This window comes from Sandarakinorhabdus sp. (assembly GCF_031422795.1).
In the GTDB taxonomy this organism is placed as follows: domain Bacteria; phylum Pseudomonadota; class Alphaproteobacteria; order Sphingomonadales; family Sphingomonadaceae; genus Sandarakinorhabdus.
This window is the reverse complement of record NZ_JANPML010000290.1, coordinates 1-15,819: the sequence shown is the minus strand read 5'-3', so window position 1 is coordinate 15,819 and position 15,819 is coordinate 1. Positions and strand designations below refer to the sequence as shown.

Genomic DNA, 15,819 nt, shown 5'->3' with positions numbered 1-15,819 from the left:
TAATGGTTTCTAGACCACTGACGGATTCGCCGCTAGCATTGCCTTCAAGGGGGGACTTTCAGCATGGCTCGTTCACGGCGCGCAGCGATCGACCAATCCTTTTTCCCCGATGACGGCCTGTTCTGGACTGACACCTACAACCTGATCCTTGTCGATGAGTTCGACAATCCGCTGCCCACCCCGATCGACGACTATGTCGAGCTGGATGGCAGCTTCCGCTTCGGCACCGGAGCCGCCGTGTCGGCCGTCACGCTCTGGGGCAAGGGCCTGGTCTCGATCGGCCCCGCCACCGAAGCGCAAAAGCTGTTCATGCGAACCCTGACCCCGGGCGGCGACCTCTCGGCCTTTCCCGGCGACTATATCGCCCGCAACATCGGCCGGACGGCAACAACCATCGACCTTTTCTACGGCGTTCAGGATTTTGAACGCGATCCGATCACCAATGAATTCAGCGAAGACCAAGTGGTCCCGATGACGACGTTGCGCTGGGATTTCGAGAAGATCATTTTCAGCGAACTCGGCATCCGGCTGGACAACGTCAACGGCGGCGACGGCTTTGGGATTGGCGGCACCAATGTGGTGCTCGGCAATGCCGCAACCTTCTGGGTGCAGCGCAATGGCGGCGACGCCGCCGACAGCTTCACCGGGACCAGCAATGCCGAAATCCTGACCGGTGGCGGCGGCAACGACACGCTCGTCGGCGGCGGCGGCAACGACAGTCTGGCCGGCGACGCCGGTGGCGACCGGCTGACTGGAGGCACCGGCGCCGATCGCTTCGTTTACAACGCAGTGACCGATTCAACAGCCGCCACGCCTGACCGCATCACCGATTTCGCCACAGGCAGCGACCGCATCATCGCAGCCGGGCTCGGTGCGACCGGTGTTGGCATCGCCACTGCGGGCGCAGTCACCACCGTCACCATCGCCACGCCCAGCGGCAATCTGGTCATCACCAGCGACCGCCCGGTGGCAATCGGGGATGTGCTGCTGGATAATCCCGTCACAGGTGGTGCCGCCGGCGAAACGCTGAATGGCAGTGTCGAGGCCGATGTGATCCGCGGCGGTGGCGGTGGCGATATTCTGGCTGGCGGTCGCGGCGTTGATCGCTTCATCTTCGCGCCCGGCGACAGTGGCGCGGATGTCGGCCGGAGCGACCGGCTCGTTGATTTCGTTTCCGGGCTCGAAAAGGTCGATCTGACGGCGCTAGGCGCCTTGACGGTCCGAATCGTCCGCACCAGCGGCGACTGGCTGCTGATCGCCGACAGTGCAACCGGCCGCACCATCATCCGGTCCGCCACCGCCATCGCTGCCGGCGACCTGCTCGGCGCCATTACCATCGGCGGCAGCGGGCGCAGCGAAACACTCACGGCGGTGGCCGGCCTGCCGCTCGATGCTGGCGCGGGAGACGACACGCTTTACGGCACCGACGGCGATGATCGCCTGATCGGCGGTGATGGCGACGATCAATTCTATCTCTCGCAAGGCAGCGATATACTCGATGGTGGTGCCGGCAACGACCAGGTCACTTTGAGCTTTGCCTCGGCGACGAACTTCACGCTCGGCACCGATGTGACGGTGCTGACCGACAACGGCAGCAAAAGGTTGATCAGTATCGAGCGGGTGACGCTATTTGGCGGCTTCGCGGCCGACACGCTGACCGGCGGCAATGGTGACGACGAGATTTCCGGAGGCGGCGGCAACGACATCCTGATGGGTGGCGGCGGCAATGACCGGCTGTATGGCAATGATTCCGACACCCTCGACGGCGGCGGCGGCACCGATACGGCCGTCTTCTCCTTCTTTGGCAGGACCGTGGGCGTGAACTTTGCGCTTGGTGCCAATGTGGTGGCACCGATATCTGGCGGCGCGCTTACCTTGCGCAATATCGAAACCATCTATGTCAACGACAGCGCATTCGACGACACGATCACCGGTGGCAACGGCAACGACAGTTTCGAAGCATTTGCCGGCGGCAACGACCGCCTGTCCGGGCTGGGCGGCGATGATTATTTCAACCCGGGGCCCGGCAACGACGTCATCGATGGCGGCGCGGGCAATGACCAGGTTGTCCTGTCGTTCAGCGCTGCCACCAACTGGACCTTTGCCAATGGCAGTGTCGTCACCAGCAACGGCACCAAAACGCTGACCAACATCGAATCTGCCATTGTTTTCGCCGGCACTTTTGCCGACAGCCTGACGGGCGGAAACGGGAACGATGAGTTGTTCGGCGGCGGCGGCAACGACACGCTGACGGGCGGAGGCGGCAATGATATCCTTGATGGCCAGTCCGGCACCGACAGCATCTTCGGGGGTGATGGCGATGACCTGATTTATGCCAGGGAAGGCAGCGACACGGTCGACGGCGGCGCGGGGACCGACACCGTTCGGCTGAGCTTCGAATATCAGGGCTCGCAGCAGTCCGGTGGAATCAGCCTTGCCGTCTCGCCGAGCTTCACGACAAAGCCTCAATTTGGTTTTGGCGTTGACACGTTGACGATCCGCAATGTCGAAGCTGTCGATGCCCTCGGTTCCAACTACAACGACAATCTGAAAGGCGGCAGCGGCCCCGATTTGATTGATGGCTATTACGGCAATGATTTTATCGAAGGTGGTGCTGGCGACGACACGCTCGACGGCGGCTTCGGCTTTGGGGACAGCGTGTTCTTCGCGACAGCGGTCAGCGTCGATCTGGAGCGCGGGGTAGCGGCCGGCGCGTTGACCGGGACTGATCGGCTGTCCGGGTTCGAAATCGTCAGCACGTTTGATGGCAATGACACGATCGCTGCCGGACCTGGCTTCTTTGCGCCCTCTGCGCCTGATTTCATCAAGACGGCAACCAGCGGCAATACCAGTTTTGCCACGGCCATGGTGCTCGACGGCGGCTATGACCAGCGCCTCAACATCGATATCTTCAGCAGCGTTAACGTGCCGCACGCCACCATCAGGGCGAGCGGTGGCGGCGCCATCGACTATTATCGCGTATTGGTGCCCCAATCGGGTGACGGCCAGTTTTTCAGCTTTGCAGATTTCGATATCGACGCCAGCAGCGAGTTGCTCGATACCGTCATTCGCCTTTATGATCAGCAAGGCATCGAGCTCGCTTTCAACGACAATGCCAGTCTCGATCCGGGCAGCAGCAGCGGTCTCGACAGCCGGCTGAGCTATCGGTTCACTGCACCTGGATTATATTATCTTTCGGTTGAATCTAGCCTCGGTCAGGCGCTTCCGGCCAATGCACGTTACACGCTGCATGTCGCGATCCCCGGTGTGTCGGTCGCGTCCGCGTCTGGCTTGACCGGCGTTGCCGTTATTGCCCGTGGCGGCGATGATGTCGTGATCGACGGCAGTGGTGACAGTGTGCATGATGGCGGCGCCGGCATCGATCTGTTGTCGTATGAGAATGCCCCTGTGGGGGCCATCGCCAATCTTGCCACCGGTACCGCCAGCGCCGACGGTGAAGACCGATTCCAGGGTTTCGAGAACCTCACCGGCTCCGCCTGGGGTGACCAGTTGACAGGTGACAGCGGTGCCAATCGGCTGTTCGGCGGTGCTGGAAACGACACACTGATCGCCGGTTCCGGCAACGACAGGCTGCTTGGCGGTGACGGCAATGACGGGTTGTTTTTCGGGGCGTTCTTCGATGGCGTCGACGTTGTCGATGGCGGCCTTGGAACGCTCGATCAGGTTTTGCTGCAAGGCGACTACGCTGCCGGCGTAACATTGGGCGTCATCAGCGCGGTAGGCGTGGAGGAGTTCGTCCTGCTGGCGGGCAACGATACGCGCTTTGGTGCACCAGGCAACCAGATCTTCAGCTATCGGATCATCACCGGCAATGCGGCGATCGCCGCCGGCCAGGGCCTTACGTTTCTGGGCACGGCGTTGCGCAGCACGGAACGTTTCACGCTGGATGCGTCGGGCGAAAGCGATGGCCAGATCACCGCGACCGGCGGCCAGGGTGATGATGATCTGACCGGCGGCAGCCAGAGTGACGTGCTGAGCGGGTCCGGCGGCGCCGATCGCCTGTTTGGCGGCGCAGGCGATGACCGCCTGACCGGCGGCGCCGGCAACGACACGCTGAACGGCGGCAGCGGCACCGACACGGCAGTATTTACGGGCAGCCGCCGCGACTACAGTGTGACCCGCAGTGGCGACACCGTCACCATCCGCGATCTTCGCGCCAATGCAGATGGCACCGATACGCTCACTGGCGTCGAACAGGTGCAGTTCACCGATGGTCTGATGGGCCTGATTGCGGAAGAACTGGTGCTGTTCCTGCCGGGTACACGCGATCTGATCACCTGGGATTCCACGCAAGGTTCCAACGGCTTTACCTATTTCTTCCGCCTCGGCGCCAGCAGCACGGTGGCAGCTGTGGCGGATTTCACCGGCGATGGCCGGGCCGATGTATTGCTCAGCCAGTCCGGCGGCGGCTTGGTCCGTTGGGACACCACGCTGGGCGGCAATGGCTTTACCCTGTTGCCAGCAGCGCCGGGGTACAGCGTAATCGGCAAGGGTGATCTGGTCGGCAGTGGTGCCACCGATTTGTTGCTGAAGAACGCCGCCGGGCAGTTGCGCATCCTCGATCCGGTGGCCGGCACGATCATCGATCTGTTCAGCTTGGCATCGGGCTGGAGCGTCAAAGGCGTCGGCAACATCAACGGCACCGGCAAGGCGGACATAATTCTGCAAAACGGCAGCAATGGCGCGGTGATTGCCTTCACCGATCAGGGCTGGCGCGATCTGATCACGCTGGCGCCCGGCTGGAAGATTGCCGGACTTGGCGACGTGACGGGTGGGCTGGCCGATGATTTCATCCTGCAGCGCAACGACGGCGTCACCATTTTCTGGGATAGCACTCAGGGCGGCAACGGCTTCCGCGATTTTGCCACCATCGGCCCGGCGTGGACCTTCGCCGGCTTCAACGATCTCAATGGCGATGGCCGCGACGATGTCATGCTGCAGAACAGCAATGACCTTGCCATTTATTGGACCGGCAGCAACTGGGTCGATCTCGGATCAACGCTGATCGGCACCGAATTGGTCGGAACCGGGGTGTTCCCTTGACGTGATGATCGGGCGGCTTGGCATGAACAATCCCGGAAGGGCTGCCGTTCGTGGTCAGCAATATGGCCCGCAAATACCGGCATCCTTGATAGCCCGTTATTCGGGAAACGCGCTGGCTGAAACACGGATCAAAAGGGCGATCCACGGCGTCTCATAAATTTACGTCAAACAACCGCAGCGTGCCGTCATCGCCCACCTCGGCGGTGAAATAGCCAACGATCACCGGGATGGGTTCAGCAAAGGCCAGGCGTTGGGTCTCGCGGCTGGTCTCTGCCACGGTTTTCAAACTGTCGCGGCTGGCGGGCGGGCCAAGCAGGGCGGCGGCGAAGCCGAAAGGGTCGTCCACCCGGATGCAGCCGTGGCTGAAGGCGCGCTTTTCCCGTTCAAACAGCGGTTTCGACGGCGTGTCGTGGATGCCCACACTATAGGCATTGACGAAATCCAGCTTCATCTGGCCCAACTGGTTGTGCGGCCCCGGCATCTGGCGATAGCGATCGCCCTGCCGCACATAGCCATCGCGGGTGGCCTTTTTCGGATTGCGCGCCACGATGCGGCCAACGCTTTCGGCGACAATGCTGGCTGGCACCTCCCACCAGGGATTCAAGATCACGCCGCTGGCCTTGCCTGTAAAGCTGGGCGTGGGTGTCTTGGCCTTGCCCACGATGGCCCGCCAAGTGCCGGTACGCACCACACCATCATAAAGGCTGATTTCAAACGCCGGGATGTTGACCAGCAGCCAGCGCCCGGCCGGCGGTGGCGGCAGCGCCTGCCAGCGCGCCAGACTGGCCGCCACTTTCAGGCGATCCTGATCAGCAAGTGAAGCCAGATCGACAGCGGCCAAGCGCTGCGCTGGTGATGCAGGCTGCGGCGCAGGCTGGGCGGCGGCCGCCGACGACAGCGCAAGACTGCCCACAAGGGCCGCCAAGGCGACAATTGGCCGACGATTCGGGGCAGTTTGGCGATGCATCACTGTAATACGCTGCATCTTGCCCTATGTTTCGGATCGATGACTATCCGTGAAACCCCCATCTCCCGCCGCGCCGTCCTTGGCGGTGTAACGTTTGGCGGTGCGGCACTTGTGGCCGCCGGCCCGGCGCTTGCCTCGCTGCCGCATGCCGCGGCGCCACACCCGCGCCTGCTCGAACGCGCCCGCGATGCCTTTGTACGCTATGGCAGCCGCATCAGCGCCCGCGATGTCGTCGCCATCGCTGATTACAGCCTGCACAGCGCCTTCCCGCGCTTTTTCCTTTATGCGCCCGAAAGCGGCCATGCGACGGCGCTGCGCGTGTCGCACGGCCGCGGTTCCGATCCAGCCCACAGCGGCTATCTGCAACGGTTTTCTGCCCAGCCCGGTTCAGCGGCCAGCAGCGCCGGCGCCTATCTCACCGGCGCCAGTTACGTGGGCCAGCATGGAAATTCGCGCCGGCTGATCGGGCTGGAACCGGAAAACAGCACGGCCGAAGCCCGCGCCATCGTCATCCACGGCGCCTGGTATTGCGAGCCGCAGGTGCTGAAGCAGACCGGCAAGCTGGGCCGCAGCGAAGGCTGTTTCGCTTTTTCGCAAAGCGATGTGGAACTGGTGCTCGCACGGCTTGGGCCCGGCCATCTGCTGTTTTCGGGTCGGGCTTGAACAAGCAGGGGCTTGAATCATAGGGGCGACGCTTCCCGGGGGAGGAGAAGCGCCGCCCGATCCAACGCCTGTCGGGGCTGGATATGGTCGTTTGCAGCCATGCCGATATTTCGCATGGGACGGCCTCGCGCCCGGCCAAACCATTCGGGGGGATGGCCAGCCTGACAATTAAATTACGCACCACCAAGCCCCGTCGTTACAGTCGGGCGTAAAAAATCTTGCTGCCCAGCGATCACGGCAGTTCAACCAGGCCAAGCCAGCGACAGCACAGACGAAAACGGCGCCTCCCGACAAAGGAAGCGCCGTTTCGATCCGGCTCGGCGGGGAGCCGGGCCTGGCCTTACTTGCCGATGCGATCGCTGTTCATCACCTTGGCCCAGGCCTTGGCGAAATCGGCAACCATCTGGCTGTGGCCATCGACGGCACCATAGACTTCGGCCACTGCCCGCAGTTCCGAATGGCTGCCGAACAGCAGGTCAACAGGGGTCGCCGTCCACTTGGCTGCACCAGTGTTGCGGTCAACACCGTCATACAGGCCTGTCGTGGCGGATTTCTGCCACTTGGTTTCCATGCCGAGCAGATTGACGAACCAATCGTTGGTTAGCACGCCGAGCCTGGCGGTGAACACACCCACCTTGGCGCCGCCAGCATTGGCATCCAGCACGCGCAGGCCGCCAACCAGCACGGTCATTTCCGGCACGGTCACGCCCAGCAGGTGCGCGCGGTCGATCAGGGCTTGCGTCGGGTTGTAGACGCTGTCTGCCGTCCAGTAATTGCGAAAGCCATCGGCCTTGGGTTCCAGCGCGGCAAAGCTTCCCACATCGGTCTGCGCCTGTGAAGCGTCGGTGCGGCCGGGCATGAACGGCACGCTCACCGTCACGCCGGCATCAGCAGCGGCCTTTTCTACCGCGATATTGCCGGCCAGCACGATCAGATCGGCCAGGCTGATCTTGCGGCCACCGGGGGCAGCCTTGTTGAAATCGGCCTGCATGCGGGCCAGCACCGGCAGCACCTTGGCCAGCTCCACCGGGTTGTTCACCGCCCAATCCTTCTGCGGGGCAAGCCGCAGCCGGGCACCGTTCACACCACCACGGCCATCGGTGCCGCGATAGGAAGCCGCTGCCGCCCAGGCGGTGCGCACCAGTTCGGGCACGGTAAGGCCGCTGGCCAGCACTGTCGCCTTCAGGGTCGCCACGTCGGCATCGTTCACCAGCGGATGGTCAACCGCCGGCACCGGATCCTGCCAGCTCAGCACTTCCTTGGGTGCATCTGGGCCGATGTAGCGCGCCCTCGGCCCCATGTCGCGGTGGGTCAGCTTGAACCAGGCGCGGGCAAAGGCATCTTCAAACGCCTTGGGGTTCTTCAGCCAGTTCTGCGTGATCTTCTTGTAGGAAGGATCGGTGCGCAGCGCGAGATCGGTGGTGAACATGATCGGCGCATGGAACACGCCTTCGCGGTGCGCGTCGGGCACGAACTTCTGGTCTTTGGCGTCCTTGGGTTCCCACTGGATCGCACCGGCGGGGCTTTTCGTCTGCACCCATTCAAAACGGTACAGGTTTTCCAGATACTGCATGGTGAACTGGGTCGGGGCCGAGGTCCAGGCGCCTTCCAGGCCCGAAGTGATGGCATCAGCGCCCTTGCCGGTGCCCAGCTTGTTTTCCCAGCCAAAGCCCTGCTTTTCAAGGCTCTCCGCTGCTGGTTCCTTGCCCACGTTGGTGGCGCTGCCGGCACCATGCGCCTTGCCGAACGTGTGGCCACCGGCGATCAGCGCGGCGGTTTCTTCATCGTTCATCGCCATGCGGCCAAAGGTTTCGCGGATGTCATTGGCGGCCAGTTGCGGATCAGGCACGCCGTTCGGGCCTTCCGGGTTCACATAGATCAGGCCCATCTGCACGGCGCCCAGCGGTTTGGCCAGTTTGCGGCCTTCGCTGTAGCGCTTGTCGTCCAGCATCTTGTTTTCCGGGCCCCAGTAGACCTTGTCGGCTTCCCAATCATCGGTGCGGCCGCCAGCAAAGCCGAACGGCTTGAAGCCCATGGTTTCCAGCGAAACGTTGCCGGCCAGCACCATCAGATCGGCCCAGCTCAATGCGCGGCCATATTTGGCCTTCACCGGCCACAGCAGGCGGCGGGCCTTGTCCAGGTTGCCGTTGTCCGGCCAGCTGTTCAGCGGCTCGAACCGTTGCTGGCCACCGCCAGCGCCGCCGCGGCCATCGGCGATGCGATAGGTGCCGGCGCTGTGCCAGGCCAAGCGGATGAAGAACGGGCCGTAATTGCCATAATCAGCCGGCCACCAGGGTTGGCTGCTGGTCAGCACCTTGGCGATATCGGACTTCACGGCCTTCAGATCGAGCTTTGAAAACGTGGCGGCATAATCGAAATCCGCACCATAGGGATTCGACGCCGGGGCCTGCGCACGCAACGGCGACAGGTCGATCAGTTCGGGCCACCAGAATTGCGGCGTGGTGTTGCTGTTCATGCTGGCCTCCATGGCGGTGGCGCTGCCGGCGCTCAGGCCGGCAATGGCCAGCGCGACAATCGATGCGAATGAACGTGACATCGTGCTTCTCTCCCTCTGGTGCAATCCGGGCTATCCCCGATGACCGGATTGCTACGCTCCGCCGTTTCAATCGGGAAATTGATTGTCCCGCCCGGTTCAATCGAGAAAATCGCTAAGTCGAAACGAAAAAGGGCCAGCCCTGCGGCCAGCCCCTTATCGCCCCGACGGGAAACGCCGGATCAATCCTTGGCGCGCTCCACATAGCTGCTGTCGTCGGTATTGATCACGATGCGCGTGCCCACATCGATGTGCGGCGGCACCATCACGCGCGCGCCAGATTCCACGATGGCCGGCTTGTAGCTGGAAGACGCGGTCTGACCCTTTACCACCGGCTCGGTGGACATGATTTCCATGGTCACGCGGGTCGGCAGGGTGATGGTGATGGCCTTGCCGTCAAACATCAGGATCTTGCACTCGGCATTTTCCTGCAGGAACACGATGCCATCGCCGATCATCGTTTCGGTCAGGCTGATCTGGTCAAAATTTTCGTTGTTGAGGAAGATATATTCCCCACCGTCCTTGTACAGATAGTTGTGCGGCACTTCCTCGACAAAGGCCTTTTCCAGGGTGTCGGTGGTCTTGACAGTGATCACCGTTTTCACGCCATCGGAAATGCGGCGCATGTCGATCGTGGTGGTGGGCGTGCCCTTGCCGGGGCGGAAGGTTTCGGCTTTCAGCACGACATACAGATGGCTGTCGTCGTGCTCGATCACCTGACCCTTGCGGAAATTGCTCGCGATTTCCTTGACCATAACTTCCCCTATGCGCGATGGCGCTGAAACAAGCGCAGCCGTTAAGGCATGGCGCCCGCATAGTTCAAGGAAAAAGCATCTTGCCCCGCCCGTTCTGGCACGCCGACATCCACGCTGATCGCCGCCCGTTCCTGATCGGACGGGGCCGCATCAAGGCGGCGCTGCAGGGCTGGTTTGCCAATCAGGGCTTTGTGGCGGTGGAATGCGGTGCGGTGCAGATCAGCCCCGGCAATGAAACACATCTGCACGGCTTTCCGGTGACGTGGAGGCCAGAAGGCGGTGCCGAACAGACGCTCTACCTCCATACCAGCCCGGAATTTGCGGCAAAGAAACTGCTGGCCGCCGGCGAGCCGCTGATCGTCGATTTCGCCCGCGTCTGGCGCAATGGCGAACAGGGCCCGCTGCACGCGCCGGAATTCACCATGGTGGAATGGTATCGCGCCGCTACTTCAGAAACCGAGGCCGATTGGAGCGACGTGATCGCCGACACACTCGCCCTGGCACGCACCGCGCAGGATTCCGGCAGCAACGGCGAACTGCGTTGGAAAGGCCGCAGTTGCGACGCGCACGCGGAACCGGAAATGCTCACCTGCGAACAGGCCTTCGCGCGTCACGCCGGCATCGATCTCGCCGCCTGCCTGAGCGACCGCGACGCGCTGGCCGCCGAAGTGACGCGCATCGGCATCGATGTCCGCGCCGACGACAATTGGAGCGACCTGTTCAGCCGCGTCATCGTGCGCCTTGAGCCTCACCTTGGCGACGGCCGCATCACCTTCCTCACCCATTACCCCGTGTGCGAAGCGGCGCTGGCCCGCCCCTGCCCCGCCGATCCACGTTGGGCCGAACGTTTCGAAGCCTATGCCTGCGGCGTCGAACTCGCCAACGGCTTCGGCGAGTTGACCGACGCCGCCGAACAACGCCGACGGTTCGTGGCCGACATGGACGAGAAACAGCGCCTCTACGGCCGCCGCTACCCCATCGACGAGGATTTCATCGCCGCCCTCGCCCACATGCCGCCTGCCAGCGGCGTTGCCCTCGGGTTTGATCGCCTCGCCTTGCTGGCCCTGGGCGGCACCGATATCAGGCAGGTGATCTGGACGCCGTTTCCGGTATGAGCCGCCCCTCTCCCGCCGCGCGCCGCGCGAGTCGACCTCTCCCCAGCGGGGAGAGGTAAATGTTCACCTCTCCCCGCTGGGGAGAGATCGCGAGAGGCCACAGGCGGCCCGGGAGAGGGGCGCTCCCTCACGCCCGCACCGCCCCGCCGAAAAACCCCAACTTGAACGCCGGCACGATAAACAGCACCACAAATGCCGTGTTGCTCACCGCATTGATCGGAAATCCCGTCGCCACCGACAGAGCTGAATCGACCACATACCAGATCAACACCGCCCGGCTCAGCCCGCGCCACACGGCCGGATCGGCCCCGCAGGCGCGATACACGGCCAGCATCGTGACGCCCCAGCCCAGCATCACCGCGCCCACCAGACTTACCGAAATCCGCATCCCCGGCGCATCAAAGCCGCTGGCATCCACCGTGCCGCCACTGACGATCTGGTAAAACAGCCCCGCCCCACCATCGAGCCCCGGGACCCCGGCCCCGGCAAACAGCAGGCCAAATCCGATCGTCATCCACACCCAGGCGTGCAGGCAGTTTTCCCAGAATCCGCGTGTCATGGCTCATATCTCCCTTGGTTGCTGCCGCAAGACTGCGCGAAGCGGGGAAGCGCCGCAATTACCGGGCGGATAGGCGAGGAGCCACGCGCCGTCAGGGCCGCAGTGTCAGTTTCTGCAGGCGCCAGTTCAGCAGTTCGGCGACATAAAGCTCGTTCTCCGTCGGGCAGGCCATGGCGTGGATCCAGCCGAATTGCTTCAGCTGCTTGCCCGATCCGCCAAGCCAGCCCAGCACCTTGCCGTCCAGCGTCATCTTGTAGATCCGCCCCGGCCAGGCATCGGCGACAAACAGCGTCTGCTGGCCGTCTCGGCCCGGCGGGGTGATGCACAGCGCCCACGGCGCGCCGGGCATCATCGTCTTGACGAGCGCGGCATCAGGCCCTGCCGCCGGCACCACCGGCCGGTTGCCGATCGCCACTGGCGCGTCCGCCGGCGACGGCACGTTGATCTGCATGATCCGCAGCAGCTTGCCATTGGCATCGAACACCTGGATGCGCCGGTTGCCGCGATCGGCAACATAGACCTGATCGCGGGCATCAACGGCAATCGAATGCAGCGTGTTGAACTCGCCCGGTGCGCTGCCGGGGCTGCCCCACGATCCCAGCCAGCGGCCATCGGGCGCCACCTTGGCGACGCGCGAATTGATGTAGCCGTCGCTGATATAGGTGTTGCCCTGGCTGTCCCACGCCATGTCGGTCACTTCGCGGAACTGGCCGTCAACCGCCGGTAGCGGTGGTTTGGGGTGTTCGAGCGGGCGGGCATTCTCGTCGCTGGCTTCAGGCTTGCGGCCAAACACCATGGCCACCCGCCCTTCCGGCGTGAATTTCACCACCATATTCGAGCCCTTGTCGGCCACCCAGATGTTGCCCCCGGGATCGACGCGCACGCCATGGGCGTAGGACCAAGCATAGAGATGCCGGCCAATCTCGCGCACATATCGGCCATCGGCATTGAATTCCAGCAACTGGGCAGCGGCTGCGGCATAGGCCGGGCCAACGGTATCGCCGCGCTGATATACATAGATCTGGCCGGCCTTGCCCACCGCCACCCCGGCGATTTCGCCCAGATGCATGTCAGCCGGCGGCTTCAGTGCATCGGCCGCGTCAAAACGGATTTCCGGCACCTCCTGTGCAGCACTCGCAGAAGCCAGCAGCACCGCCCCCAAAACCATCGCGCGCAGCATCATCGGTCTCCCCCCTCTTGGATTTTGAACGATGCTATCCTTTCGGCGCCCATCCCGGAAGCTGGCTGCAAGACCAGTGACCGCGCCACCGGCGCCCATCGTCGATGATTGACAGGACCCCGGCAAGGAATAGCATCGCGCCCAACCCCGCCGGGAGGACAGGCACCATGGTCTCGAAATTGTTCCGCGAATGCCTGATGGATGTCTACATTGGCGAACATGCTGGTGAGGCCGCTTTTGAAGTGATGCTCTCCCACGCCGAAGATGACGAGCAGCGCTATATTTTTGGCACGCTGTTGCAGGCGGAGACCGAAGGCAAGGCGCTGATGCGGCCACTGATCTCAAGGCTGGGTCTGCCACTGCTTGATCCCGGCAATACCCGCGCCGAAACCGCAGCAGCCACGCAGCAGTTCAAGGCCCTGCCATGGCGGGACCGTTTTGCGGTACTGGGCGAGACCGTTCGCACCACCTATCTGCCGCGCTACGCGGAACTGGCCACATTGGTGACTGCCGATGAAGACGCGGAAGCGGCGAAGATCGCACAGTTCATGGGTGATCACGAACGCGCGCTGCTGGCGCTGGCCAACAATGTCGTCGCCGGCGTTGCCGATCCGGCCGCGCCCGTCGCCGCCATCCTGCATTTCCCGCTGGCGCGTCGGATCTGAGCGCCGATATCGCAATGGCATCGCACCGCCACATCATCTGAGCGCTTACCTCGCACATCATTGCACACCTGCACTGCTGTGGCAGAGTGGGCCCATGGCAACCCGTCCCGATACCTCTGATCCCGGCCCCTTTGGCACTGCGCTGAAGGCGGCGCGCAACAGTCGGCGGGTGAGCCAGCTGATCTTGTCCCTCGATGCCGGGGTGAGCGCGCGGCATCTGTCGTTCCTGGAATCCGGGCGGGCGATGCCGAGCCGGGAGATGGTGCTGACCCTCGCCGAAGCGCTGGCGCTGCCGCTGTCGGCGCGCAATCATCTGCTCAATGCCGCCGGCTTTGCCTCGGCCTATCCGGCCTCGCCCTTGAGTTCGGAGGCGATTGCGCCGTTCCGGGCGATCCTGAAGACGATGATGGACAATCACGCGCCCTTCCCGGCGCTGCTCTGCGACCGGCACTGGAATGTGCTGGAGGCCAGCCCGTCGGCTGCCGCGATGCTGTCGCCGCTGCTGGAGGGGTGGCACGGCCCGCCCAATGTGTTCCGGCTCACCGCCTGTCACCCGAAGGCTGCTGAGTTCATCGCCAATCTGCCGGAAGTGCTGCACGAAAGCCTCGAGCGGCTGGCGCTGGAGCAAAGCCTGGCCGGTGATGATCCGGTGCTGGCCGATCTGATTGCGGTCACCCGCACCGCCGCCGCGCGTCACCCCCATCGGGCGCGCACCCGTTCGCCAGTGCTGCCGGTGAGTTATCGCGGGCCGGGCGGGTTGCTGAGCTTCCTCTCTGTCATTGCCCAGTGCGGCACCAGCGAGGATGTGACCGTGCGCGATCTGCGGCTGGAACTGCTGTTTCCCGCTGATGACGCAACGCGGGCGGCGTTCAGCTGACGCGGATCACGCATTTCCCCTCGATCTGCCCTGCTCCCATCGCCGCAAACGCCGAGCGAACGTCCGAAAGCGGCACTTCAAGCCCGATATGCGGCTTCATGTGCACCGCCCGCGCATCAATCTCGCGGATGTGACGCGCGCCGGCGGCGGGGTCTTGCCGGCCCTGTTCACCCGCCCGCACCCCAATCAGGGCGATTTCCTTCAGCAAAAGGCGGTTCAACGGCACGCTGTCTCCGCGTCCGCCGACAAAGCCGATGATGGCATAACGGCCGCCTCGGCGCAGGCATTTCACCAGCGGCAGCACCAGCGACCCGGCGACCGGATCGAACACCAGATCGATATCCTTCATCGGGATGACCGGATTTTCGCGGTCGATCAGGATCAGTTCGTGTGCACCGGCTGCCTTCGCCAGCTCCAGTCGCGCCGCTGTCGATGCCACTGCCACCACCTGCGCCCCCAGATGCACCGCCAGTTGCACCGCTGCCCGGCCCATGCCGCCGCCGGCGCCGGTCACCAGCACGCGTTCTCCGGCTTGTAGCCGCCCGCGCTCCACAAGGCCCACCCATGCCGTGAGCGCGCCCACCGTAAAGGCCGCGGCTTCGGCCATGGTCAGCCCCTCTGGCACGGGCCGCAGGCCCCTCGTGGGCAAGGTGATGCGTTCCGCCATCAGGCCGCTGCGCGCGCCGAGCATCACCGCCTGGCCCACCATGGCCTCCGCCCCCGGCCCGGCGGCAATCACCGTGCCGGTGCCTTCGGTGCCCGGGATGAAGGGCAGATCAGGTTTGAACTGATAGCCGCCCTGCAGCATCAGAAAGTCGGGGAAATTCAGGCTGGCGTGGCTTGTTGCCACCAACACTTCGCCCGGCCCGGGCGGCAGCGGTTCCGGCCAGTCATCTTGGCAAGCCAGGCCCGACAGGTCGGGCGACAGGGCGGAACATACAACAGCGCGCATCATCAGCCCCGGAACTGCGGCGGGCGCCGCTCAACAAAGGCGGCAGCGCCTTCGGCAAAATCGGCGCTGGCAAAGGCGGCGGCAAAGATCGCCAGCGTTTCGGCGTCGTCTGCCGTCTGCCCGTCCAGCACCCGGCGCACAAAGCCCTTCACGGCCATGGTTGATTGGCGCGAGGCCGTGACGATGGCATCCTTGATGCACGATGGCCCGCCGGCCAACAGCTCCACCAATCCGATTCGATGTGCTTCATCAGCATCAAGCAGCGCGGCTGAAAACAGCATGCGCTTGGCCTGACCCGGCCCGATCAGATCCACCAGCAGTTTCACATCGTGCAGGGGATAGACAATGCCCAGCTTGGCCGGCGTGATGCCAAAGCGCGCCGATGGGGTGGCGATGCGGATGTCACACGCGAGCGCCAGCCCGCAACCACCGCCCACCGCGTCGCCTTCAACATAGGCGATGGTGGGC

The 15,819-nt window shown here is 63.7% G+C and carries 12 protein-coding genes; 5 read left to right on the top strand and 7 right to left on the bottom strand.

The annotated features are described in order from the left end of the window. Positions 1 to 63: 63 nt before the first annotated feature. A complete protein-coding gene (locus RMO81_RS10435) occupies positions 64 to 5,064 on the top strand; it encodes a M10 family metallopeptidase C-terminal domain-containing protein (protein ID WP_310475794.1) in 5,001 nt (1,666 codons plus the stop codon). 151 nt (positions 5,065 to 5,215) lie between these two features. Here the strand turns inward: RMO81_RS10435 and RMO81_RS10430 are convergent, their stop codons facing one another. Next, on the bottom strand, positions 5,216 to 5,989 hold the full coding sequence (locus RMO81_RS10430; RefSeq protein ID WP_310475793.1) for a L,D-transpeptidase family protein: 774 nt from the start codon (positions 5,987 to 5,989) through the stop codon (positions 5,216 to 5,218). A gap of 81 nt (positions 5,990 to 6,070) precedes the next feature. On the opposite strand from RMO81_RS10430, the gene RMO81_RS10425 reads away from it, so the two are divergent. Then, positions 6,071 to 6,694: a murein L,D-transpeptidase catalytic domain-containing protein gene (locus RMO81_RS10425; protein WP_310475792.1), complete on the top strand. Its 624-nt coding sequence runs from the start codon at positions 6,071 to 6,073 to the stop codon at positions 6,692 to 6,694. 340 nt (positions 6,695 to 7,034) lie between these two features. Here the strand turns inward: RMO81_RS10425 and katG are convergent, their stop codons facing one another. Together katG and efp are read right to left on the bottom strand one after the other, a co-directional pair. Continuing rightward, positions 7,035 to 9,251, bottom strand: coding sequence for a catalase/peroxidase HPI (gene katG, locus RMO81_RS10420; RefSeq protein ID WP_310475791.1), 2,217 nt, complete (start codon positions 9,249 to 9,251; stop codon positions 7,035 to 7,037). A 179-nt stretch (positions 9,252 to 9,430) separates the two neighbouring features. Beyond that, positions 9,431 to 10,003, bottom strand: a complete 573-nt coding sequence (efp, locus tag RMO81_RS10415) for an elongation factor P (protein WP_310475790.1) — start codon at positions 10,001 to 10,003, stop codon at positions 9,431 to 9,433. 80 nt (positions 10,004 to 10,083) lie between these two features. On the opposite strand from efp, the gene epmA reads away from it, so the two are divergent. Then, positions 10,084 to 11,118, top strand: coding sequence for an EF-P lysine aminoacylase EpmA (gene epmA, locus RMO81_RS10410; RefSeq protein ID WP_310475789.1), 1,035 nt, complete (start codon positions 10,084 to 10,086; stop codon positions 11,116 to 11,118). A gap of 127 nt (positions 11,119 to 11,245) precedes the next feature. On the opposite strand, the gene RMO81_RS10405 is transcribed toward epmA, so the two are convergent. Together RMO81_RS10405 and RMO81_RS10400 are read right to left on the bottom strand one after the other, a co-directional pair. Continuing rightward, positions 11,246 to 11,677 (bottom strand): hypothetical protein, encoded by a 432-nt coding sequence (locus tag RMO81_RS10405; protein ID WP_310475788.1) that lies wholly within the window; start codon positions 11,675 to 11,677, stop codon positions 11,246 to 11,248. Positions 11,678 to 11,768: 91 nt separating this feature from the next. Further along, positions 11,769 to 12,860: a peptidyl-alpha-hydroxyglycine alpha-amidating lyase family protein gene (locus RMO81_RS10400; RefSeq protein ID WP_310475787.1), complete on the bottom strand. Its 1,092-nt coding sequence runs from the start codon at positions 12,858 to 12,860 to the stop codon at positions 11,769 to 11,771. 164 nt (positions 12,861 to 13,024) lie between these two features. Between RMO81_RS10400 and RMO81_RS10395 the strand changes: the two genes are divergently transcribed. Continuing rightward, positions 13,025 to 13,522, top strand: a complete 498-nt coding sequence (locus RMO81_RS10395; RefSeq protein WP_310475786.1) for a hypothetical protein — start codon at positions 13,025 to 13,027, stop codon at positions 13,520 to 13,522. Between the two features lie 94 nt (positions 13,523 to 13,616). Then, positions 13,617 to 14,399, top strand: a complete 783-nt coding sequence (locus tag RMO81_RS10390) for a helix-turn-helix transcriptional regulator (protein WP_310475785.1) — start codon at positions 13,617 to 13,619, stop codon at positions 14,397 to 14,399. Here the strand turns inward: RMO81_RS10390 and RMO81_RS10385 are convergent. Both RMO81_RS10385 and RMO81_RS10380 read right to left on the bottom strand, forming a co-directional pair. After that, a complete protein-coding gene (locus RMO81_RS10385; RefSeq protein ID WP_310475784.1) occupies positions 14,392 to 15,354 on the bottom strand; it encodes a zinc-binding dehydrogenase in 963 nt (320 codons plus the stop codon). The two genes, RMO81_RS10390 and RMO81_RS10385, sit on opposite strands and share 8 nt — an antisense overlap. After that, positions 15,354 to 15,819, bottom strand: a 466-nt coding sequence (locus RMO81_RS10380; protein WP_310475783.1) for an enoyl-CoA hydratase-related protein, incomplete at its 5' end; no start/stop codon positions are given. The genes RMO81_RS10385 and RMO81_RS10380, both read right to left, overlap by 1 nt.